The following is a 20372-nucleotide window of genomic DNA, read 5'->3' as shown; positions in this document are numbered from 1 at the left end:
TTGTATTTAAATTGTATCTTCAAACGAAACCTTACGAATAAATAGAGCGCTAATTACAATATATATATAAATAAGAACAATCGAAACTGATATGAAATTAGGTATTTCTAGCAACATTTTACTATTAATAAACACCAATTCTTTTATTCCTATTCCTGCATACATTGTACTCGCCAATCCGAATAAAAATACTATACTAAAAGCAAACCCGAACCAATTAAACCTATTCTGAACAATGATAGTTGATTGGAATAAACAAGCTAATGTACTATAAAATATGAACTGTACAAAGAATTGTTCAATTGCATATGACCCCCAATTTACATATTCAGTTTTATAAAATGTATCCTGTAAAAATAAAGCTTGAAGACATGAAAACAATGCTGATTGCAATAAATTATAACATATTGAACCAATCAAGAATTGAAACCTAGTGACCCCAAACAATACGACCGTAGGAAAAATATCAATTTGAATAAAAAACACGCTTATCACAATAAACATTACAATTGCAATTGATGAATTATTGAATATATCATGTAAAAATGCCACATTTATTCCCTTTAAATCGGTTGCAGTCATGGTCCCTTTTATAAGTAATGCTACAGTCCAAAAGATAAGAATGGCTTTATAATGATACTTTATATGTAACTTCAACTGCTTCATTAACATCGTCATTTCACTTCACCACCAGTTATATGAATAAATAGTTTTTGTAATGTAATTCTATCAATTGCTAAATCTTCTTTTTCAAGAGAGTAATAATCTTCATTAGAAAGTTCTTCCCATATAACAGTAATTCCCTTATTTCCATAGATTTCTCGATTTATTACTCTTTTATTAATTGTGAACTCATCCACTTTATCTTTTTTCCCTGAAATAATATAAGCTTGTTGTAATAACTCTTCCACTGATGATTGAACAACTATCCTTCCTTCTTTTATAATAATTACATCTTCAATCACATGAGTTACTTCTTCTACTAAATGTGTGGATAATATAATAGTTCGTGGATACTCACCGTAATCTTCTAGGAGTAGACTATAAAATAATTCACGATGTGCTGCGTCTAAACCTGTAGTTGGTTCATCAAAAATTGTAATTGGTGCCCTGCTTGCTAATCCTTGAATAATTCCAACAACTGTTTGCATACCGTGTGATAGCTTATGATATTTCACTTTCATATTAAGCTGAAATTTATTAGCGAGTTCTTCAGCATACTTTCCATCCCAGTTTTTATAAAACATGCTACACATCTTAAAAATATCTTTTACTTTATAACTGAAATGTGCTTCTTCTTTCACTCTAACAAAACAAATATTTTGCATCGCTTTACTATTCTCAAAAACATGTTCACCAAATATTGATACACTTCCACTACTTGAAGTAATTTGGCCTGCAAGTAAATTTAATAGTGTCGTTTTTCCCGCTCCGTTTCTACCGAGCAAACCATATATTTTATGCTCTTCCAATGAAATCGTTACTTCATTTACTGCTACTTTCTTTTTATATTTTTTCGTTATATCTTTCGTTTCAAGTGCAATCATCCCTCTTTCCCCTCCTTCGTAATTTTTTGAATCATATCCATCAATTCATCTTTTGATATTTCTAATACTTTTGCTTCTTCCCACACTTTCGGTAAATATTCGGTCATAAAAGTATTTTGTCTTTTTTTAAGTACGACTTCTTTTGCTCCTTTTGCAACAAACATCCCGATCCCTCTCTTTTTATATAGAATCCCTTCGTCAACTAATACATTTACCCCTTTAGCTGCAGTAGCTGGATTTATTTGTAACATCTTCGCAAATTGATTTGTTGATGGAACTTGTTCTTCTTCAAGCAATATGTCTTTTAAAATATCAGATTCAATGGTTTCTGCAATTTGTAAGTATATTAATTTATTTTGCTCCAGAGTAGGTTTCACAATTTCACCACCTTAGTTCGGTTCATAGGTTCATTACTTATGTAATTAACCATACCACATAAACATATTCATTTCCATAAATTTCTTTTACAAAAAAGAGAGTCATTCGTTTAAGAATGACTCTCTTTCTAAAATTTTGAAGTTTCAACTCTTGTTCTTAAATTCTTTTCATTTATACCATTTTGACAAAAGTTAAATTGTTGTCCTTTTATTAACTTTGTACGATCTACTATTTGCCCTAAATGATAACTTGTATGCTCCACTAAATGTAATAAACTATGAAGTTCAATATGTCTTTTTTCTTCCCATGCTTGTATATATGCTTTTCCCCATTCATCAAATACCTTTTCAACGTACTGTAGCAAAACTTCAGTATGTTGTCGTTTTGTTGGAAAATACTCCTCGATTCCCTTTTCAAAAACTATATTTGGATTTTTATAACGACTAGTATTTCTCTGCATATGTTCACAAATATGCAGTACGATTCCACCAATTGAATTAACAGACTCCCCTTGTTTCCATAAATTCTCTTCACTAACAAACTGAATTGCCTGTACTAACTTAGGTAAATAATGAGCCTGCATTCTATGATAAGTAATTTTGTATACTAACTCCATCTTTGTCCCTCCAATTATTCCACTGGATATTTAATAAATAAAGATTTTCGGAAATCTTTATCATTCACAAGCTTATTCATTTTTTCTTTATTATCATTAAGGAACTTTACTACTTTCTTTTTATCCCATATATTATCTTCTTTTGGAAAATCATTAAAATTTTCATACAAGATTGGTAGTATTTCTTCTCTTTTTATCTTAAACTTTTTATTTTCTACTTGGAAATCAAAAGCTTTTGCATTTGGTACTAAAATCGCTAGATAAATAGCATTAAAGAGAAAATTCTTCTTTATTGTATCCTTACCATCAAACCAATACGTCTCAACCATGTCTTCTGTAAGGGGGCCATTCCCTTTTGCACCATAGTTCACCTTTATACTTTCATTCTCTAAACTTACACTTTGAAATGTTTCACCACCAGGTAAATGATTAACAATTGCAACTACATCTGAGTTATTCCCAACGTATGTCCCTGCATATTTATTAAAATCACCAGGTTCAACATCGGATATTTCTTTTATTCTTTCTCCTCTAGAACAAGAAGTAATACATAAAAAAATTGTTAGCATAACAACTACATTACGATGCATATATTTCATTTAGCATCCCCCATTTTTATCGATATTTCGTTAATTACAATACACCTTCTCAAAACCCTTTAAAATATACGCATTTTAATCAAAATTAAAAATTTTCATTTTTTATGTTTACAATTATCCATTAATTGTATATACTTACTAACGTAAGAAAAATATTCTAAAAGGAGGTCGAAGGAAATGATGAAATTACAATTACATGCTTTAACTTTAGCGTTAACTGCACCTGTGTTTTCTGGACAATTCAATATGAATTCGACCACCCTAATGGAGAATTGAAAATCGTACATTATTTCGATTAATTCATAAATTCGCCACAGGAGGTCGTATACTTTCCTGTGGCTTTTTCACGCCTAGCCATAGGAGAACTATATCTTCCTGTGGCTTTTTTGTGCGATTTTTTAGTCTCTTACATTATTTTTTAAAGAAAGGAGCAACATTCGATGACTATTAGCGTATTGTTTTTAAGTATTACGATTCAAAGAAATAAAATTTCTAAAGATAAAATGTTTCATAATGAGCAAATAGAAAAAGCTATGAATGATGTTAAGGAGCGCCAAGCACTTTATTGTGATCACATGTAATTCCTTTTCGAAAGGAGGAATTCATTTATGACTTTTCATATTTTCTTTTTTACGACTGTACTTCAGAAAAACACTTTAACTGAAGCTGAGATCCATCGTAAACAACAAATAAAACAACTGACTGATAAAATGACTGACATTAAAAGTTCATATTATACGCATATGTATTAAAAATATATTTTTAAGGAGAACTACCTTCATGAAATTTAAAGCATTCTTTTTAACTATCACCATTCAAAAACGTAAACTTTCTCACAACGAAATTTTACGCGAGCAACACATTCAATCCATTATGGACGAAGTAAAAGAGCGTCAAGCTTCTTATTACAGCCGTCTTTTCTAATAAACTTATAAAGGGGTTTTATCTAATGAAATTTAAAGCATTCTTTTTAACTATCACAATTCAAAAACGTAAACTTTCACAGAAAGAGATTTTGCGTGAGCAACACATTCAAACTATTATGGACGAAGTAAAAGAACGTCAAGCTTCTTATTACAGCCGTCTTTTCTAATAAACTTATAAAGGGGTTTTATCTAATGAAATTTAAAGTATTCTTTTTAACTATCACAATTCAAAAAACTAAGTTCTCGGACAGTGAGATATTGTATGACCATCAAATTAATAAAGCTATGGAAGATGTAAAAGAACGTCAAAGTCACTACTGTAGCCATCTATAATTCCTTTCGAAAGGAGGAATGTATCATGAAGTTTCATCTTTTCTTCTTAACAATTACAATCCAAAAAGAAATCTTTTCTGAAGATGAATTAAAACAAGAGCAACAATACAAAAAGATTATGGACGAAATTCGAGATCGTAGAAGCAAATACTATACTCACATATAATCCTTTAAAATATAAAACTTGAAAGGAGTCGATTATGATGTTGATAGCACGTTGTAAGGAAATGATTTGGATAGTTCAGAGGGATTCCACATAGTTATAGGCTGTTTTAATTTTATTTTTCATCGTATTTAATGTGTAAAAACATCACAACAAAAATGCCTATTATCCAATATTAGAATAGGCATTTTTGTATCTTATCTTTCCAATATCGCCAAGCTACTAAGTACTCTTCTAAATCTTGTGGGTGCACTTTTGCACAAACTCCAATACGAGTGTACAGTTGTACTATAACTTCCATTACTATTCTTGAATTCTCAATGTCTACATTATTTAAATGCGAAAAAGCTTCAAATAATGTCTCTGTTTCTAAATCATCAGGTGATGAACAAAAAGCATATGTAAAGTCATATAATACTGGGCCAACTATTGGCGATGGATCAATAACACCTCTTAATATCTCGTTTCGAAAGACAAAGTTATGTATACCTGTATCACCGTGCAGAAAATGTTTTTCTTCTTCCTTCTCCCCTTTTGATAGTTCATTTACAATTTGCATAACATTCATATAATCATCTTTTAATAAAATACCGTTTAAGTTTTTATAAGCTCCTTTAACACTGTATGTATTAAATTCATGCCAAGACTTTCTTGGTAAACCTAATCTTCCCCACTCTTCTTCCTCACTACATTTCTTATAATTATTAATGAAATCTCTTGCTAAACACGTCATCCATTGAATTTTACTCCCTCTTTTAAAATGCGTCTCACCTTCAATAAATGTATATAAAATAAATTTTTTGTTTGAATCTGTAAATATAATTTTAGGAAGTAAATAAATCTCTTCATACATATGAAGAAATCTTTCTGTATACGAAATATTTTCAGGTTTATCGATCTTTAATACATATTTCTTATTAGACTCTCCATATAAAATATACACTTGTCCTTCAGTCGTTCCCTTTTTTCTATCAATGTTTTCTTTTGTCAAATGAATAATACCTTTATGTTGTAATTCATTTATAATCATTTCCGTATCTATAATTTCTGCCATGTGGCTAAACTCCTTTTGATATAAATATTTATTTATTGAATATATACGATACAAAGACACATATTCCTGCCATATTATTAAATAAAAAGGTATAGAACTCAATAACAGTTCTATACCTCTTAATTCATTACTTTACTTTCGATTACTTCTCTTCGTCTTAAACAATCTCACTAAGTTCGATACAACTGTTTTCGTTACTGCATACACTGGCACCGCCAAGATCATTCCGATAATTCCCGCAAAGTTACCTACCCCTAAAATTAAAATAATAATTGTTAACGGATGGATATTTAATTTTGAACTCATAATACGCGGTGAAATGATGTTACTTTCAAATTGTTGTACAATTGTTACGATAATAATTACGTACAACGCTTGCATCGGAGATACGAACAAACCTACAATAACAGCTGGTGCTGCACCGATAAATGGACCTAAGTTAGGAATGATATTTGTAAATGCAGCTATAATTCCTAAAACAAAAGCGTACGGTAAATCGATAATTAAATAACCGATAAAAGTAAAAGCACCTACAAATATACAAACGAGCGCTTGCCCTTGAATATATGCAGATAATGTTTCGTTCGTTTCCTTAATGATACGAAGCCCTTCTTCACGGTATGACTCTGGTAATAAACTTACTGCTTTTCCTGGAAACGCATGTCCATCTTTAAACATATAAAATAAAATGAACGGTACTGTAAAAATAACTAATGCGACGTTCGTTATGATACCAAATAAAGCCGTTGCACTCGACGTAATTGTGTTTGGTATATCCTTTAAGTATTCAATTGCATTTTTTTCAATTGTTTCAATGGAAACATAGTTTTGCGTAGATAACCATTCAAACAATCTATGATGGGATAAATCTTGTATGTATAGTTTTCCCTCTTTTATATAGCCTGGCATATTTTTCACTAAATCCATTAGCTGTTGTGAGATCGTTGGAACAACTACCCCAACTCCAACCGCAGTTAATGTTATGATAAAAAGATATAACAGTAAAATCGCTAAATTTCTAGGTACTTTTTTCTCCTCTAAAAAGACTAACACCGGATTAAATATGAAGTATAAAAATAACGCGATTAAGATTGGGAAAAACAGCGTTGATATGAAGATACCAATCGGTTGAAATAGAAACGATATTTTTGTGCAAATAAATATGATCGCTACAACCATTAGCACTTCTAATGTCCAAAAGTGCACTTTCGATTTCAAAAAAACGTCCTCCTTTAAACTAGCACTTCACTTCATTGTACCAAAATAAGTAACAATTTCACATAATATTTTCCTTTACAATATTCCAAAATACCAATAAATACACTACAATGAGATTACATACAAATTTGCAGGTAAAGGTGATAAAAATGACACAATGCATCATTTGCAGAAAAGATACGAAAGAACTTAGTGAACAATATGTCATCCCAGAAATATTATGTGGATATTATTTCACAAACTCAATTTGTGATACTTGTTATGAACAAATGACAACAAATATTGATCGCCCCTTAATTCGGCATAAATTAAGTCAATTTAAGATTGAGCAAATGAAAAAACAGATTGACTCCCCCCTCTATACAAATGAGCATGGTGAGGAACTTGCAGCGGCTGAGACGGATGTTGTTGAAGTAAGTGACGAAATACTTTATTCCAATGCATTAATTATGAAACTATGTAAAAAGCACGATATTTCACTACATAATGAAATTTGGAAAGAAGAACGTGTAACGAAAGTAGCTAGCTCTATTCAACGTGAATTACTTTTAGATAACCGTAAGTATAAAATGAGTGTATTAAAAATGGCTTATACTTTCGCTGTACAAGCAGTCGATGGCTATTTTGAAGATCCAGATGCGATTGATATTTCTAGCATCCTATCAAATGCCGACTTCATGGAATTAAAAGAAAAGAGCATTGTTCGTGATTTAAGCAAAAGTTCTTTATGGAATACATTAAATACAAATAGCGAAAACCACTACTTTATTTTATTAAGTGATAAAGATGGCCTGTTCTGTTTCATTCGTCTATTTGATATTTTTGATGTTGTCGTTCATTTATCAGAAAAGAGATATGAACTTCCTTCACCAATTGTCGGCGTTAATGATGTAAATAAGCAAGAATTTTACGTTCAAACTTTAAAACAGTATATGGACGGGCTCTTTAAAGAAAAATCACCTTCTATTTAATTAGAAACAGAACATACGGTCTCCTTTCTTGATGAAAAGACACTGTGTTATAATAAGTATGAAAAGAACAATACAATCACATAAACCAATTATAAATTGTATATAAATAAAAAAGACTAGTGTGCGGCTACACACTAGTCCACGTAACTTAGCAGATTGGATTGTTCATTTATCCTATTTGTTTCTTACAAACAAAACAACCCACATTCTATTGGCATAGGTGGGTTGTTATTTTTTGAGCTTGTCTATTAAAACGACGACGAATGTTAACAATGCAACGAGAAACAGTCCACCTTGCAGTAACAACGCTATTTCACTCACTTATTATCACCCCCCTCCTACTTAGAGAAGTGATAATTGAACAACCAACCGTACCTTAAGTTACTATTTAATTTTATCATATTTTCTAATAGTTTACGATGAAAACTCGCAAGTGATTTACTTGCGAGTTTTTTCCCCCGTATTAACAGGCAGTAAACAAAATGAAGCAAAACATAGGTGAAACTGCCTCTAAATACCCAATTGGTGAAGGCTAATAATCCTTTGGGACAATTCAACCAAAGGATTAAAGCTTCACTTTATTTCTCACTATTTTTTTAATGCATATGCATCAGCTACCATTTCACCAACAATTTTATTTTCTTGTTTCTTTTCTTCTTTCAATAAAGGAAATAAAAGTTCTGCCACTTCATATGCCTCTTCTAAATGTGGATATCCTGATAAAACAAATGTATCAATTCCTAACGCTTCATATTCTTTTATTCTATTTGCTACTGTATGCGGATCTCCAACAAGCGCAGTACCTGCACCACCTCTTACAAGCCCGATGCCAGCCCATAAATTAGGACTTATCTCTAACGACTCTCGTGTACCTTTATTTAAATGGGTCATTCGTTTTTGACCAACTGAATCATATCTTGCAAATGTCTTTTGAGCAAGCTCAATTGTCTCATTATCTACATATTGAATTAAACGTTCTGCCTCTTCCCACGCTTCTTCTTCTGTTTCTCTTACAATTACGTGTAACCTGATGCCAAATCGTACTGAACGCCCCTTCTCTTCTGCCAGTTTTCTTACTTCCTCTATTTTCTCCTTCACTTGCTCTGGCGGCTCTCCCCACGTTAAATATACATCACTATGTTCTGCTGCAACTTCCTTTCCAGCAGCGGATGATCCTCCAAAATATATAGGAGGATATGGCGTTTGAACTGGTGGGAACACAACTTTACTATCCATAACTTTAATATGTTTTCCTTCTAATGAAATGGTCTCACCTTGCAAAGTCGATTTCCAAACTTTTAAGAATTCATCAGCTGCTTCATACCTTTCATCATGTTCAAGATATAATCCATCTCCTTGTAATTCAACTGGATCTCCTCCAGCTACTACATTAATAAGTAACCTCCCGTCTGAAATTCTATCAAATGTAGAAGCCATCCTCGCTGCAACTGTCGGTGACATTAGTCCTGGTCGAACTGCTACTAAAAACTTTAATTTCTCTGTCTCAGCTGCAAGTGCCGATGCAAGTACCCATGGATCTTCACAACCTTGACCAGTTGGAAGTAACACACCTGTATATCCTAAATAATCGGCTGCCTGTGCAACTTGTTTATAATAACCATACTCAGCTGCTCTTCCTCGTTTTGTCGTGCCTAAATATCGACCATCTCCATACGCCGGAATAAACCATAATAATTCCATACCTTTACACACCCCTTATTTATGTTGAAACATACACTAAAATACTCTATATAAATTACCCCTAATAATTTATATGTTAATTTCCTATCTCTCCTTTAAAATTATCTCTCCATCTTAAAAACTTCACTTCTAGTAAACGAACAAGTGAATCAGAAAACTTCCCAACGAATGCAAAGATAATAATACCGACAAATACAATATCTGTATTTGAAAATTGCCTTGCATCCATTATCATATAGCCAATACCTTCTGTAGATCCCATAAGTTCTGCTACTACTAAACTCACCCATGCAACTCCTAATGATAATCTTGCTCCTAGTAAAAGGTTAGGTAATGCGGCAGGTAAAATTAATTTTGTAATTAATTTTCTTTTACTAAACTCTAACACTCTCACAACATCGAATAACTTTGAATCTACACCTCGTATTCCTAGAAACGCGTTTACGTATAAAGGAAAAAATGCACCATCTGCAATTAATAACACTTTCGATGTTTCACCAAAACCGAACCATAATACGAAAAGCGGTGCAACAGCTAAGTGAGGCACAGTTCTTAACATTTGTACTGACGGATCTAAATATTGCTCGCTTCTCGTTGAAAACCCAACAATCGTTCCTAATATAATTCCTAGACTCCCACCAATAAAGAAACCAGCCGCAGCCCTGAATACACTGATACTTAGATGACCGTATAACTCTCCTGTTTTTATAAGTTCTTGGAAAGCTAGAAATATATGTAATGGCGTTGGTAATACTGTTTTAGAGACTAAATCGAATACGCCAGCTAACTGCCAAATAATTAATACGACAATTGGTATCGTAATCGCTCTTACTAACACTTTTACATTTGTCTTTCGCACTTTTTTTACATTGACATTACTTTTGCCAATCGTTAAACTTGCCCTTTTCACAACAGCCTTTGTATTTTCCAATTTACAAAACCTCTTTTCATTTCGCCTTTATTGCTTTTTCTACGAAAGAATTATCTACAACTTTATCAGTTTTGATTTCTTTCTTTATAGAACCGAGCTTATATTGAAAATCTGCTGTCTGTTGCTGTTCTGCAACTATTTCTTTCGTTACCGGAACTAAGATGGGTTTGTCGTGATTAAACACTTCTTTTACAATATCTGCATCTATTTTCTTTGCAGAAGTGTATATTTTTATTGCTTCATCCAAGTTTTCATCTTGCCATACACGTGCTTTTTCATATACTTTAAGGAATTTCTCCACTAATTCTGGATGCTCTTTCGCAAATTTTGTTCTCGCAATTAAAAACTCTGGAGAAGATACATTTAATTGTTCACCATCTGTAATCACCTTCGCTCCTTTATTTACCGTATGTAACGATATGAAAGGATCCCAAATTGCCCATGCATCTACTGATCCTGATTCAAATGCTGGCTGCGCTTCATCTGGTTGTAACTGAATGACATTTACATCTTTCGCATTGATACCTTCTTTATCAAGCGCTCGATACAATAAATTAAATGCGCTACTTCCTTTTGCTACTGCGATTTTTTTACCTTTTAAATCTTTTACACTCGTAATCTTGCTATCTTTTTGTACAAGAATGCCTGTTCCTTTTCTCGCATAACTCGTATTAGCAATTTCAGTAAATTCAATACCTGCTGCTTGCGCGGAAATAACTGGAGAGTTGCCAACTTCACCAAAGTCTAATCGATTTGATGCAATTGCTTCAAAATAAGGAGGACCGCTTTGAAACTCTGTCCACTTCACCTTAACTCCTTCTTTTTTAAACTCCTCTTCAAACCATCCTTTTTTCTGTGCGAGTAATAGTGGACTTAATCCTTGTTGAATACCAATTTGTACTGTTACATCTTCCTTCTTACTACTTGCTGTGCTTTTTTCACATCCGAATAAAAATAAAGAAATAGCTAATGCAAAAGAAAGAATTTTGATTTTTTTATACATATACTCACCCTTTCCCTATATACTTGTTTGAATTAGTCCCCCGCGTTCAAACTGCTGTAATACTTTCTTTCGAATTTCTTGGAATGACTCCGAAGTTTTACTACGCGGATAAGGTAAATTATTTTCAATCACTTTATGTATTTTTCCAGGCTTTGCACTCATGATGACAATTCTGTTTGAAAGATATATTGCTTCGTCTATATCATGTGTAACGAATATCATTGTCGTCTTTTTTTGTTCCCAAATGTTGAGCAGTACTTCTTGCAAATGACTTCGGGTAAATGCATCCAATGCTCCAAATGGCTCATCAAGTAACAATACATTTGGATCTCTTAGCAACGCTCTTGCAATCGCAACACGTTGTGACATCCCGCCTGATATTTCTTTCGGATATGATTTTTCAAAACCATCTAACCGAACAATTTCAACCCATTCCTTTACCTTATCCTTCACATACTTATCTTTTAATGATAAATCCGCCGCAATATTTTCTTCCACTGTAAGCCACGGAAACAATCGATGCTCTTGAAATATAAATCCTTGCTTCTTACTCGGTTTTGTTATACGCTCCCCGTCAATAATGATTTCTCCTTCAAACTCGCCGTCTAAGCCTGCAATAATTTTTAATAGTGTACTTTTTCCGCAACCACTCGGACCAATTACTGTAACAAAATCCCCTTTCTCTAATTGAAAATTAATATTCTCTAATACTTGAACGGTACGAGTTTGTTTCGAAAAATATTTTGATACTCCATCAATTGAAACAGTCACTTCTTCGCCTCCTTGAAATGATTCATCTAAATGAACAGATTCAGTATTTATGCAATAAAAAAACCAAAGGCATTTTATCAATAGATAAAATGCCTTTGGTTTCTCCAATCAGCAATACGTAATAGAATTAAGTACATATTATACAAATATTTCCGATAAGTCAACTGGGTTTTGTTAAAAAATACATATGGTTCGTTTGAACATCCTTATTGTTATTTATTTTTTACGGTTCTTAATCCACTGTAACCAATAAGAAAACTCACATGCCAAATGCATTTGGTGCGATTTAATAAGGCTATTAGGACAAAGTGCTGGAAACTCTACAACTAGACTTACTTCTATACCAGTATCTGTATCTTTGAATTGATGTCGAACTCCACCAATAGTAGTACCGTCTTTCATACGTGCAACACCTGTTGATTGGTATTGATAAGACTTATCTCTAGGTGTCTTCAATCCCGTTTCGTCACCAAAAACAATAAAAAATTGAACTGGAAATGGAGAATTACCAGTAGTTTCGATAACTTCTAATTCATTTTCTCCAAACGGTCTTAGTACATAGTGATCAGGACAAGCTGACAAGTTCACCTGATTATTTTCACGTGATTGTTCAAGCATAAAACTGTCAATCCCATTTATCGCTTCTTCTGCTGTAATCCCATCTAAATAGATACTTGTTTTTGAAAATTTTCGTCTATTACCAGATAAAACTGTAGCGATACGCATACCCATTTCACTTAATTTAAGTTTAGACTTCAACTTATCATACATTTCATCGTATGAATAATTTAATTTTAGTTCCGTTAGTTTTTTTATCATAACGTCTGTATCATTTAATTCTTGCTCTTTATGTCCTAATGTATTTAAAACTTTTTTAATACGTTCTCTTTTCCATTTTGTAAGTTGTTCATTCGAAATATTGTTTCCATCTATCATAATCTTCATATACATTCTCCTTCTCTTTGATCATATCGTAGTGTATTTAATACTAAATTAACCATTTCTTGCTTCGTATCTAAATTCAAATTCACCTCTGAATGAGCAACACTGCTAAGACCGTATAAAATAAAACCTGAAGCTAGTAATGAGTTATCAGTATTAAAAATCCCCGTTTTCATCCCTTCTTCAATCACTTGTCGAATTAACGGCTGAATTCGCGTGAATAATTTCTGTTCCAGTTGAAAATGTTGTTCTGTCTGAAAAGAACTCACATTTTTATAAGGCGCTAATTTTTCAATAAATGTCCAAAATATATTTAGAGAATCTTCCATCTTTTGCATGACAGACCGTTCATTTGAAATTAGTACTTCTTCGATTAACTCCATATTTTTCACAATAAAATCATTTAAAACTTCATCAACAAAGTTATCTTTAGACTTGAAGTAATAATAAAATAAGCCTGTTGCTACACCTGCATGATTCACAACATCTTTTATGCCAAATCCTTTCATACCATTTTTCATATATAGTTCAAAGCCAATATCCATTAACTCTTGTCGTCTTATATCTGGTTCTTTTGATATTCTTTTCATAGGTCATCTCCTACTAAGTTTGTCCTCGACTGAATCTGATTCAATCATAAATGACTGAACTATATTCAGTCAATATTAATTTCCACAAAAAAGAGTAATCCCAAGAAATATACATCTAACCTTAGACTTATCAAAAAAGTTAGATTATATAACTTGATACTACTCAATTTCATTAAACACGTATTCTATTTTCAAATCGATTACAATTTAGTTTAACCTCACTCTTTCTGTTTCTACAATCATTTGAGGAAGGGTCTTTTGAATTATTTCCTCTAATACATTAAGAGCTTCATTCACATAACCATCCTCAAACTCCTCTAAAGACTCAGGCAACTCATCCTCATCTAAAATAAAATATTCTCCACTTGGAAGTACCAAAATATCAATAATTAAGTCTTCAAATGACACTAGTTCATCTGTTATTTGCGTATTTTTTACAACATTAAAATAAGAGCCTACATACATTCCATCCTTATCTCTCCATATGTATAAATTGTACGGACGATCCTCCCAGTAGTATGCAATGGTGTAACTGCCTTTCGGGATTGTTAAACTTGAATCACGTGTATTCATCGTAAATGAATACTGAACCTCATGAAATAACACGATACTTCGCAACTGCTTTTCAAGTAATAAACAAGTGTGTTCTACTGTTGTCGAGTCATATCGTATTTTTCTTTCTATAATTTCACTTTTGGATGTTAGTAATTTATTCATTCTTTGTTTCCCCTTATGCTATTTCTAGCTTTATTATATCGGTTTATATAGTCATAAAGAAGTATTTGGTCTCCAAGTACACAATAAAACTCCTTCTTATTTTAGAAGGAGTTTTTCACTGTCCATGCTTCATATTTTTTCACTTCTAATGGAAGCTCATTTGTTTTCAGCCATTCTACTGCACTACATACAAGTGGAGATGAATTGTCTTCTGTAATGCTTTCTATAGAAACCCATCTCGCTCCTAAAGAATCTTGACCTTCAAATTGTTTTGGTACTATGATTTTCCCTGCACTCTTTTCAACATCATACAAAACTGCAATATGGTGTACATGTGTATAATCTTTAAACTTTGAAGGGTATTGAAAATCAACCGTACCTACTTGCTTTATAACCTTTACTTCTAATCCAGTTTCTTCTTTACATTCCCTATGGAGTGCCGATAACAACGACTCTTCTTCATTTAAGCTCCCACCAGGTAGATCATATCTGTTCTTATATGGACCTTTAGTTTTATCTATTACTAATATGTTATTGTTTTCGATACAAATGCCATACACACCAAACGTACGATGAAAATTAGTAGCATTATTCATGGTTCAATTTCTCCGTCATCACATCATAAAAATTCCGTTCCTCATCAACATTTAAGTGAACACGACTTACTGTTTTAGAAAATCCATATAACAATTGTACTTTCGCCGGCTCTTTAAGTATAATTTCAAATGTTGGAGGTTCCTTTATAAATTCCATCACCGTTGCGTCAAGAACCTCTTTCTCTTTCTTTAAAAGTTCTCCTTTATAGAACGTAATCTTATCAATTTGTGTAAAAGGTATAATAATTTTCTTTCCTAATCCGATTTGAATGATTATCTTTTTTTCCGTAACAATAATTGGATTTTTACGCATTGCTTGTATTTCAGCTAAAAAATAAAACATTGCATATACGTTTAAAGTAAGTAACACCCATGCTACAACTGGATTCCATTGATGAAACAAATAATGAAAGCCGATACTTTCTATTAAGGTCGCATGGATGATCATAATATATACACCTATTGCGCCAGTCTTTTTGTGATATGAGTATACGTATTCACCTTCTGGTACTTTTTCACGCCACGATAAAAATGCATAATAGATTAACTTACACTCTGTTACAATAATATCTACTAATTTATTTCTTTTCATAGCAGCGTCAAACGCAGCATCAATTGCATAAGAAAATGAAGAATACTCACTTTTATATTCTTTATATTTTTTTATTATGTTAGGAAGCTTTCTAACAATTTTATATAGAAGGAATAACTCTACACATACAAAAGCAATTTCTCCTGCAACTATACTATAAGAAACGTATGAAAAAGCTTGTAAATAGTCGCTTGGAATAATAAATCTTGCAAATATATAACCAGCTATTACGACAGGGAATATATACGTTAACGAGTATCTTTTTCGAATAATAAAGAAATACGTAATGACCGGAATTACAAACATACAATCTAATAATGACCCAAGAACAACTTCTTTCGGAGTAGCTGGTACAATCGGAAGAGCATACAATAAATAGTTTGATAATAAGATTAAAGATACGAGTCCAATCCATATACCTTTTCGCCTTCGCGAAAGTGTGACACTCATACTTTCACTCCTCTATTTAAAAACCTCGTTTAAATGGTCTTTATAAAATGAAATAGCCCGTTCAAACTCTTTAACTTCTTCTACTTTTACGACTGTTTCAAGTAATAATTTCATCGCGGATTCATGATCGTTTACGTTATATTTCGCTAATGACAAAAATACTTTCATCACATCATTATCTGGAAACTGCTGCAAACCTGTTTCTAAAACAGTAATTGCTTTATCATACTCGCCTATACAACGATATGTACTACCAAGACCGATATATGCGCCGCAAAGTGACTCCCCTTCAAGACCGTTTGCAATTGCCTGTTCATAATACGGCATAGCTTCTGTTTCAAGACCCATTACATCATGTATCCAGGCACATTGATAAAGTACTTCTGCATCCCTCGTAAAGTTTGTTAATCCGATGAGTATCTCTTTAGACTGCGCATATTTCTTTTCTTTCCGGAGTTTAATAGCTTGCTTTAATAAATGTTCCATAGAATTCACTCCTCACCAATTATTCTATGTATCCATATTGAATGGTTAACGTTTGTGCAAAAGTAAAATTCCCATAAATTAAAGTTTCGCTTACCAATATATACTATGCGGACTCACTCTTATCCAAATACTTAAAATTATGAAGCAGTAACGCGATTACATAGTACTTCTAACCTTTTGACAATTTCTTTCGCTGTTTCATCTTTTCCATTACATAACTGCCCTTTACTGTCTTGTCCAATTACGTAGTGCATTGCTCCGCGCGAATATAAAGAATGTGGTGAATTTGCAATCATTACACTCGCCTTCGCTTCTTCCATTCTATTTTTCGCTCTTTCAAACAGTTCTTCTTTATTTACGTCACTTTCAAGTTTAAAGCCAACGAGTACAGTTTCTGGATCCCACTCTTTTATTTGTTTTAATACTTTCGGTGCCTTTTGAAAATGTATAATTGGCGCTATATCACTTGAGATTTTTCCATTCATATCAAGAACATTGCCCTCTTGATCACAAATCTTGTCCACAATCCAATCAGATCCAGCCGCTGCCATAATGACTGCATCGACCTTTTCGTGCGTAATGATACTCTTCATTTTATCTTGTAAATCAACAATTCCTTCAAATGGGTGTAATTCTAATTGATTGTTTATATCATTCGGTTTCTCCGCAAAATAACCATGTAAATATATAACATAGGCCCCTTTACTTATAAGTTCTTCGGCGATTATTCTTCCAATTGTTCCTTTTGCCATATTCGTATGACCACGAACTTGATCCCATTTTTCTAAACAACCACCGCTTGTAATTAATACCTTTTTCCCCTTCATTGTAACCATCCCTTACTAATTTTTCTTACGAAACCATTCTGTTCCAAAATCAACTATATCACGTTGTTTCATAAGACGGCACTTTGCGTTTCCTATTTTCCCTATTTTCACAGTTCCCTTTTGCTCAAATTCCACACCAATTTCTACAAATTTGTCAGAATCGTAATCCATATCAACAAATTCTTTCCACACTCTTTCACCATTTTCTATAATGGGTGCCCCTACTTTTATTAACTCACACGCACCAGAACGTACTTCTGATAAATGTACAGAAGTATTGGAATCATATCCAACACCAATTAATAATATGTATCCGTCTAAATCGTATATTTTTCTTAATGGAGATTCTTCTCCTAAACTCATTGATAGTGACTGATTCATCGTTATTTCTTCTGCATGTCTTCCCCATGCAGCAAAACTTCCTAATGGATGGTTACTACGTACTACATTCGGATATGTACGAAAACATTCAACTACTTTTCCCATTGCCCTTGTTGGCGTTATATGTGGCTCAAATGCTGGGACGTTATCCCGAATAATTTGCCACCATTCTTCAGGTACAGGTGGTCTTGACCAATGTTTCGGATCAGATAAATCCGAAGATTGAGTTGGCATAATGATCGTTCCCTCTTCTGTAATAACATTCATTAACGCCTCTACTACTGCAACTGCGCCTCCAGATACCCAGCCTATGGAACTTAACGAAGAATGTACAATAACTGTCATTCCTTTTTCTAATCCTAATTTTCTTAAATCATTTGTAATTGTTTTAATTGTATTTGGCAATGGCGTACTTGCCACTATTTCATTCATTTTCACGATTGTTCCCCCATTTTGTTTTAAACTACTACATACATATATTATCATATTTTTCTTAATTTTTAACTTAATCATTTTTATCTACACAAAAAATGGTAATAAATTAGTTTTATATAACAAAAGAAGCAACCTGAAGTCGTTACATCACAGCAATAAAAACAATATATTTAAACGAAAGAGCCCATCAAAAATGATGAGCTCTTTGTTCCATTTATCCTTCAATTGTAACTCCAGTAAACATCGATAAGTTTCCCGTTATTTTCTCACCTACACGTAAAAATAAACCAGCAGCTCTCCCGCTAATACAGTGTGAACCAATTAATAGTTTACCAGTATACGGACCGTCCCATGTGTCAATTGTATAGTCAGGCATTTCTATGTATTGCTGATATATTTTCCGCTGTTCAAAGTAATACTCTGTTTTATCTTCAGCTAATAGTTCATTATTTTCGTATATAGATACTCCTCCGCCTTCACGGCCGTATAAAGGTTTAGATACATATGATTCATTTCGTTCTATAAACGGTTTATTTGTAAAATATGTCGGTAAAAAGTAGTTCTGAATGATTCCTCGCTCCTCTTCCTCAAAGAAAACTTCCTCTTCGTAAAGTTGCCATATTAATGCGAGTACACTTTTATTTTGCATAAGAAAAGCAGCTGGTGGATTAATGATTTTCACTCTACCTTGCGCAATATGATCTAAAAACTGGAGTCCAATTCTTTTCCCGTTTTTATCAGCATCTGAAACTAAATATTCAATTGGATATAGTCTATATAAATAATGAATTCGTTCACCATTTTGCGTATATATACCATCATCTGCAACGACAATATCTTGTATACCTATATAATCCGTTGATTGATCTAAACAATAACTTCTTAAAAATTGAACCGTTTGATGGTCTTCATCATGCCAATCATAACTCGTAAAATAAATCGTTTCTCTAGGATCTATACTATAGTCATGTTTAATTTGTTCCCACGCCTGCACAATATGCTCTTCTATATGATTTGGGTGATTTACATCGTGATAACGGCACAACACTTCATTTGCAACAGATGGCTCTAAATAACCTGTTGGTGTATCACAATTTACTTCTATTAACTTTATATCTTCACCATTTACGATAAAGTCAAATCTCGTAAAATATGAAAACAAACCAGTGTGTTTCATTCTCGCAATTTCCCATGTTTCAGCAGGAAATCCTAGTGTTTGAAAATCTTCTGCCGTATTGAGAATATATTGATACGTTCTATATAACACGTACATAATTTCTTCTGTTGCTTTCGAAATAGCAGTATATGTGTTTACAGGCATACGATACATACCTGTTGCCATATATTGATTCCATTCTTCATTTTCTAGTAGACTCGGCCAAGTAAATCCATTCCGACCAGCCTCTTCCGCTAGTGAAAACCATACTTTCATATACTCTTTCTGCTCTTGTTCTGTATACATGATTCTATTATCCTTTCGTGTTATGATCCGGCTGGCGCTTTTGCGTTCCCAATTCCACTTGAACCTGAATTCACTTTTGGCGTTTGTGTCGTAGATGATTTTGGCGTATTTGTATCTGGCGTCGCTTTATTTGAGGAATTTGGCTGTTGTTTATTTAAATCCACTTTATTAGAAGAATTATTGTTGTTGCTGTTAGTTCCACCGTAGTATCCTCCTCCACCGCTGCCACCAGTTCTACTTTGGTCTTTCTCACGATATGGAATAATATTATTTGCATACGGTTTCTTCATTATATTTGGTTTTGCTGTATAATTCATATTTGAAGTTCTGCTTGCTAATAAATATCCTGCTACGAATGGAAGTATCGGTAAATGTGAATTTTCATGATACGATGAAAATGATGGATTCATTTCCTTACATAACTCATCATTTTCTACATTTTCATTAGTAGGCGTTTTATCATCGCAATTTAATGTTTCTTGTTCATTTCCCTGTTTTGCACCATCTGTTTTAACAGCAGTACTTTCTTGTTGAGCAGTATCTTCTTCATAATCACCACATCCAGTTAATAAAAAAGATGATACCCCTATTGAAGTAGCAATTTTTATAAATTTACTTTTATCCATTCTCATGTGTTATACACCTAATTTCCATTATCTATATTTTTCCAGATACCTTTATTA

29 protein-coding genes are annotated in these 20372 nt (G+C 32.9%); 7 read left to right on the top strand and 22 right to left on the bottom strand.

Annotated elements, in window-relative coordinates:
* Positions 1 to 6: 6 nt before the first annotated feature.
* The 5 genes from LMD38_RS12585 to LMD38_RS12565 all read right to left on the bottom strand — a co-directional run bounded on the left by LMD38_RS12585 (position 7) and on the right by LMD38_RS12565 (position 3140).
* A complete protein-coding gene (locus tag LMD38_RS12585) occupies positions 7 to 678 on the bottom strand; it encodes a DUF4052 family protein (RefSeq protein ID WP_061182441.1) in 672 nt (223 codons plus the stop codon).
* The gene (locus LMD38_RS12580; protein WP_016717761.1) at positions 675 to 1547 is read right to left on the bottom strand and encodes an ABC transporter ATP-binding protein; all 873 of its coding nucleotides are present in this window, start codon (positions 1545 to 1547) and stop codon (positions 675 to 677) included. Before LMD38_RS12580 ends, LMD38_RS12585 begins: the two co-directional genes overlap by 4 nt.
* Positions 1544 to 1924: a GntR family transcriptional regulator gene (locus LMD38_RS12575; protein ID WP_000805194.1), complete on the bottom strand. Its 381-nt coding sequence runs from the start codon at positions 1922 to 1924 to the stop codon at positions 1544 to 1546. The genes LMD38_RS12580 and LMD38_RS12575 overlap by 4 nt, the downstream gene beginning before the upstream one ends.
* 128 nt (positions 1925 to 2052) lie before the next feature.
* The gene (locus LMD38_RS12570) at positions 2053 to 2541 is read right to left on the bottom strand and encodes a DinB family protein (protein ID WP_061182443.1); all 489 of its coding nucleotides are present in this window, start codon (positions 2539 to 2541) and stop codon (positions 2053 to 2055) included.
* A 14-nt stretch (positions 2542 to 2555) separates the two neighbouring features.
* Positions 2556 to 3140, bottom strand: coding sequence for a DUF4825 domain-containing protein (locus LMD38_RS12565; RefSeq protein WP_061182444.1), 585 nt, complete (start codon positions 3138 to 3140; stop codon positions 2556 to 2558).
* Positions 3141 to 3580: 440 nt separating this feature from the next.
* Between LMD38_RS12565 and LMD38_RS12560 the strand changes: the two genes are divergently transcribed.
* The 6 genes from LMD38_RS12560 to LMD38_RS12535 are packed head-to-tail and all read left to right on the top strand — an operon-like array spanning position 3581 to position 4565.
* Entirely contained in the window at positions 3581 to 3721 is a 141-nt protein-coding gene (locus tag LMD38_RS12560; protein ID WP_000156180.1) for a YrzI family small protein, read from the top strand.
* A 27-nt stretch (positions 3722 to 3748) separates the two neighbouring features.
* Positions 3749 to 3892, top strand: a complete 144-nt coding sequence (locus LMD38_RS12555; protein ID WP_000142732.1) for a YrzI family small protein — start codon at positions 3749 to 3751, stop codon at positions 3890 to 3892.
* Positions 3893 to 3920: 28 nt separating this feature from the next.
* Complete coding sequence (locus LMD38_RS12550; RefSeq protein WP_000668957.1) at positions 3921 to 4064, top strand: YrzI family small protein; 144 nt, start codon at positions 3921 to 3923, stop codon at positions 4062 to 4064.
* Positions 4065 to 4089: 25 nt separating this feature from the next.
* Entirely contained in the window at positions 4090 to 4233 is a 144-nt protein-coding gene (locus LMD38_RS12545) for a YrzI family small protein (RefSeq protein ID WP_000668966.1), read from the top strand.
* Between the two features lie 25 nt (positions 4234 to 4258).
* Entirely contained in the window at positions 4259 to 4399 is a 141-nt protein-coding gene (locus LMD38_RS12540) for a YrzI family small protein (RefSeq protein WP_062821211.1), read from the top strand.
* 25 nt (positions 4400 to 4424) lie between these two features.
* Entirely contained in the window at positions 4425 to 4565 is a 141-nt protein-coding gene (locus LMD38_RS12535; protein WP_016717764.1) for a YrzI family small protein, read from the top strand.
* A gap of 172 nt (positions 4566 to 4737) precedes the next feature.
* On the opposite strand, the gene LMD38_RS12530 is transcribed toward LMD38_RS12535, so the two are convergent.
* Positions 4738 to 5616 (bottom strand): phosphotransferase, encoded by an 879-nt coding sequence (locus LMD38_RS12530; RefSeq protein ID WP_016717765.1) that lies wholly within the window; start codon positions 5614 to 5616, stop codon positions 4738 to 4740.
* Between the two features lie 132 nt (positions 5617 to 5748).
* A complete protein-coding gene (locus tag LMD38_RS12525; protein ID WP_000837888.1) occupies positions 5749 to 6834 on the bottom strand; it encodes an AI-2E family transporter in 1086 nt (361 codons plus the stop codon).
* A 149-nt stretch (positions 6835 to 6983) separates the two neighbouring features.
* Between LMD38_RS12525 and LMD38_RS12520 the strand changes: the two genes are divergently transcribed.
* Positions 6984 to 7805 carry an HNH endonuclease gene (locus LMD38_RS12520; RefSeq protein WP_062821212.1) on the top strand — a complete coding sequence of 274 codons (822 nt, stop codon included), beginning with the start codon at positions 6984 to 6986 and terminating at the stop codon, positions 7803 to 7805.
* A 228-nt stretch (positions 7806 to 8033) separates the two neighbouring features.
* Here the strand turns inward: LMD38_RS12520 and LMD38_RS12515 are convergent, their stop codons facing one another.
* The 15 genes from LMD38_RS12515 to LMD38_RS12445 form a co-directional block, all read right to left on the bottom strand.
* On the bottom strand, positions 8034 to 8126 hold the full coding sequence (locus LMD38_RS12515; protein ID WP_001289320.1) for a putative holin-like toxin: 93 nt from the start codon (positions 8124 to 8126) through the stop codon (positions 8034 to 8036).
* 267 nt (positions 8127 to 8393) lie between these two features.
* Positions 8394 to 9506, bottom strand: a complete 1113-nt coding sequence (ssuD, locus tag LMD38_RS12510; protein WP_061182500.1) for an FMNH2-dependent alkanesulfonate monooxygenase — start codon at positions 9504 to 9506, stop codon at positions 8394 to 8396.
* A gap of 76 nt (positions 9507 to 9582) precedes the next feature.
* On the bottom strand, positions 9583 to 10437 hold the full coding sequence (locus LMD38_RS12505; RefSeq protein WP_061182501.1) for an ABC transporter permease: 855 nt from the start codon (positions 10435 to 10437) through the stop codon (positions 9583 to 9585).
* Between the two features lie 16 nt (positions 10438 to 10453).
* Positions 10454 to 11440: an aliphatic sulfonate ABC transporter substrate-binding protein gene (locus LMD38_RS12500; protein WP_061182502.1), complete on the bottom strand. Its 987-nt coding sequence runs from the start codon at positions 11438 to 11440 to the stop codon at positions 10454 to 10456.
* 15 nt (positions 11441 to 11455) lie between these two features.
* Positions 11456 to 12211, bottom strand: a complete 756-nt coding sequence (locus LMD38_RS12495) for an ABC transporter ATP-binding protein (RefSeq protein ID WP_000218592.1) — start codon at positions 12209 to 12211, stop codon at positions 11456 to 11458.
* Positions 12212 to 12427: 216 nt separating this feature from the next.
* On the bottom strand, positions 12428 to 13156 hold the full coding sequence (locus LMD38_RS12490; protein ID WP_061182503.1) for a hypothetical protein: 729 nt from the start codon (positions 13154 to 13156) through the stop codon (positions 12428 to 12430).
* Positions 13153 to 13743 carry a TetR/AcrR family transcriptional regulator gene (locus LMD38_RS12485; protein ID WP_000822614.1) on the bottom strand — a complete coding sequence of 197 codons (591 nt, stop codon included), beginning with the start codon at positions 13741 to 13743 and terminating at the stop codon, positions 13153 to 13155. The genes LMD38_RS12490 and LMD38_RS12485 overlap by 4 nt, the downstream gene beginning before the upstream one ends.
* Positions 13744 to 13950: 207 nt before the next feature.
* Positions 13951 to 14460: a ribonuclease FAU-1 family protein gene (locus LMD38_RS12480; protein ID WP_016717771.1), complete on the bottom strand. Its 510-nt coding sequence runs from the start codon at positions 14458 to 14460 to the stop codon at positions 13951 to 13953.
* A gap of 101 nt (positions 14461 to 14561) precedes the next feature.
* Positions 14562 to 15056, bottom strand: a complete 495-nt coding sequence (locus LMD38_RS12475) for an NUDIX hydrolase (RefSeq protein ID WP_062821214.1) — start codon at positions 15054 to 15056, stop codon at positions 14562 to 14564.
* Complete coding sequence (locus LMD38_RS12470) at positions 15049 to 16098, bottom strand: hypothetical protein (protein WP_208755524.1); 1050 nt, start codon at positions 16096 to 16098, stop codon at positions 15049 to 15051. Before LMD38_RS12470 ends, LMD38_RS12475 begins: the two co-directional genes overlap by 8 nt.
* 12 nt (positions 16099 to 16110) lie before the next feature.
* Positions 16111 to 16584 (bottom strand): tetratricopeptide repeat protein, encoded by a 474-nt coding sequence (locus LMD38_RS12465; RefSeq protein ID WP_000400626.1) that lies wholly within the window; start codon positions 16582 to 16584, stop codon positions 16111 to 16113.
* A gap of 137 nt (positions 16585 to 16721) precedes the next feature.
* On the bottom strand, positions 16722 to 17411 hold the full coding sequence (locus tag LMD38_RS12460) for a phosphopantothenoylcysteine decarboxylase domain-containing protein (protein WP_016717772.1): 690 nt from the start codon (positions 17409 to 17411) through the stop codon (positions 16722 to 16724).
* Between the two features lie 15 nt (positions 17412 to 17426).
* Complete coding sequence (aacC, locus tag LMD38_RS12455; protein WP_129017028.1) at positions 17427 to 18224, bottom strand: BA2930 family N-acetyltransferase; 798 nt, start codon at positions 18222 to 18224, stop codon at positions 17427 to 17429.
* Between the two features lie 217 nt (positions 18225 to 18441).
* Positions 18442 to 19689 (bottom strand): glutathionylspermidine synthase family protein, encoded by a 1248-nt coding sequence (locus LMD38_RS12450; protein WP_000287878.1) that lies wholly within the window; start codon positions 19687 to 19689, stop codon positions 18442 to 18444.
* A gap of 20 nt (positions 19690 to 19709) precedes the next feature.
* A complete protein-coding gene (locus LMD38_RS12445; RefSeq protein WP_001242159.1) occupies positions 19710 to 20321 on the bottom strand; it encodes a hypothetical protein in 612 nt (203 codons plus the stop codon).
* Between the last annotated feature and the right edge of the window lie 51 nt (positions 20322 to 20372).

It is taken from the genome of Bacillus pacificus, assembly GCF_020861345.1.
Taxonomy (GTDB): domain Bacteria; phylum Bacillota; class Bacilli; order Bacillales; family Bacillaceae_G; genus Bacillus_A; species Bacillus_A pacificus.
This window is presented reverse-complemented; position numbering and strand designations above follow the sequence as displayed.

Bases quoted from the DNA above. Each gene is read 5' to 3' on its own strand.
- LMD38_RS12480 (WP_016717771.1), bottom strand. From the start codon at position 14,460: ATGAATAAATTACTAACATCCAAAAGTGAAATTATAGAAAGAAAAATA.
- LMD38_RS12520 (WP_062821212.1), top strand. From the start codon at position 6,984: ATGACACAATGCATCATTTGCAGAAAAGATACGAAAGAACTTAGTGAA.
- LMD38_RS12475 (WP_062821214.1), bottom strand. From the start codon at position 15,056: ATGAATAATGCTACTAATTTTCATCGTACGTTTGGTGTGTATGGCATT.
- LMD38_RS12485 (WP_000822614.1), bottom strand. From the start codon at position 13,743: ATGAAAAGAATATCAAAAGAACCAGATATAAGACGACAAGAGTTAATG.
- LMD38_RS12550 (WP_000668957.1), top strand. From the start codon at position 3,921: ATGAAATTTAAAGCATTCTTTTTAACTATCACCATTCAAAAACGTAAA.
- LMD38_RS12540 (WP_062821211.1), top strand. From the start codon at position 4,259: ATGAAATTTAAAGTATTCTTTTTAACTATCACAATTCAAAAAACTAAG.
- LMD38_RS12555 (WP_000142732.1), top strand. From the start codon at position 3,749: ATGACTTTTCATATTTTCTTTTTTACGACTGTACTTCAGAAAAACACT.
- LMD38_RS12470 (WP_208755524.1), bottom strand. From the start codon at position 16,098: ATGAGTGTCACACTTTCGCGAAGGCGAAAAGGTATATGGATTGGACTC.
- LMD38_RS12535 (WP_016717764.1), top strand. From the start codon at position 4,425: ATGAAGTTTCATCTTTTCTTCTTAACAATTACAATCCAAAAAGAAATC.
- LMD38_RS12545 (WP_000668966.1), top strand. From the start codon at position 4,090: ATGAAATTTAAAGCATTCTTTTTAACTATCACAATTCAAAAACGTAAA.
- LMD38_RS12500 (WP_061182502.1), bottom strand. From the start codon at position 11,440: ATGTATAAAAAAATCAAAATTCTTTCTTTTGCATTAGCTATTTCTTTA.
- LMD38_RS12465 (WP_000400626.1), bottom strand. From the start codon at position 16,584: ATGGAACATTTATTAAAGCAAGCTATTAAACTCCGGAAAGAAAAGAAA.
- LMD38_RS12565 (WP_061182444.1), bottom strand. From the start codon at position 3,140: ATGAAATATATGCATCGTAATGTAGTTGTTATGCTAACAATTTTTTTA.
- LMD38_RS12490 (WP_061182503.1), bottom strand. From the start codon at position 13,156: ATGAAGATTATGATAGATGGAAACAATATTTCGAATGAACAACTTACA.
- LMD38_RS12445 (WP_001242159.1), bottom strand. From the start codon at position 20,321: ATGAGAATGGATAAAAGTAAATTTATAAAAATTGCTACTTCAATAGGG.
- LMD38_RS12560 (WP_000156180.1), top strand. From the start codon at position 3,581: ATGACTATTAGCGTATTGTTTTTAAGTATTACGATTCAAAGAAATAAA.
- LMD38_RS12580 (WP_016717761.1), bottom strand. From the start codon at position 1,547: ATGATTGCACTTGAAACGAAAGATATAACGAAAAAATATAAAAAGAAA.
- LMD38_RS12585 (WP_061182441.1), bottom strand. From the start codon at position 678: ATGACGATGTTAATGAAGCAGTTGAAGTTACATATAAAGTATCATTAT.
- ssuD (WP_061182500.1), bottom strand. From the start codon at position 9,506: ATGGAATTATTATGGTTTATTCCGGCGTATGGAGATGGTCGATATTTA.
- LMD38_RS12460 (WP_016717772.1), bottom strand. From the start codon at position 17,411: ATGAAGGGGAAAAAGGTATTAATTACAAGCGGTGGTTGTTTAGAAAAA.
- LMD38_RS12450 (WP_000287878.1), bottom strand. From the start codon at position 19,689: ATGTATACAGAACAAGAGCAGAAAGAGTATATGAAAGTATGGTTTTCA.
- aacC (WP_129017028.1), bottom strand. From the start codon at position 18,224: ATGAATGAAATAGTGGCAAGTACGCCATTGCCAAATACAATTAAAACA.
- LMD38_RS12570 (WP_061182443.1), bottom strand. From the start codon at position 2,541: ATGGAGTTAGTATACAAAATTACTTATCATAGAATGCAGGCTCATTAT.
- LMD38_RS12530 (WP_016717765.1), bottom strand. From the start codon at position 5,616: ATGGCAGAAATTATAGATACGGAAATGATTATAAATGAATTACAACAT.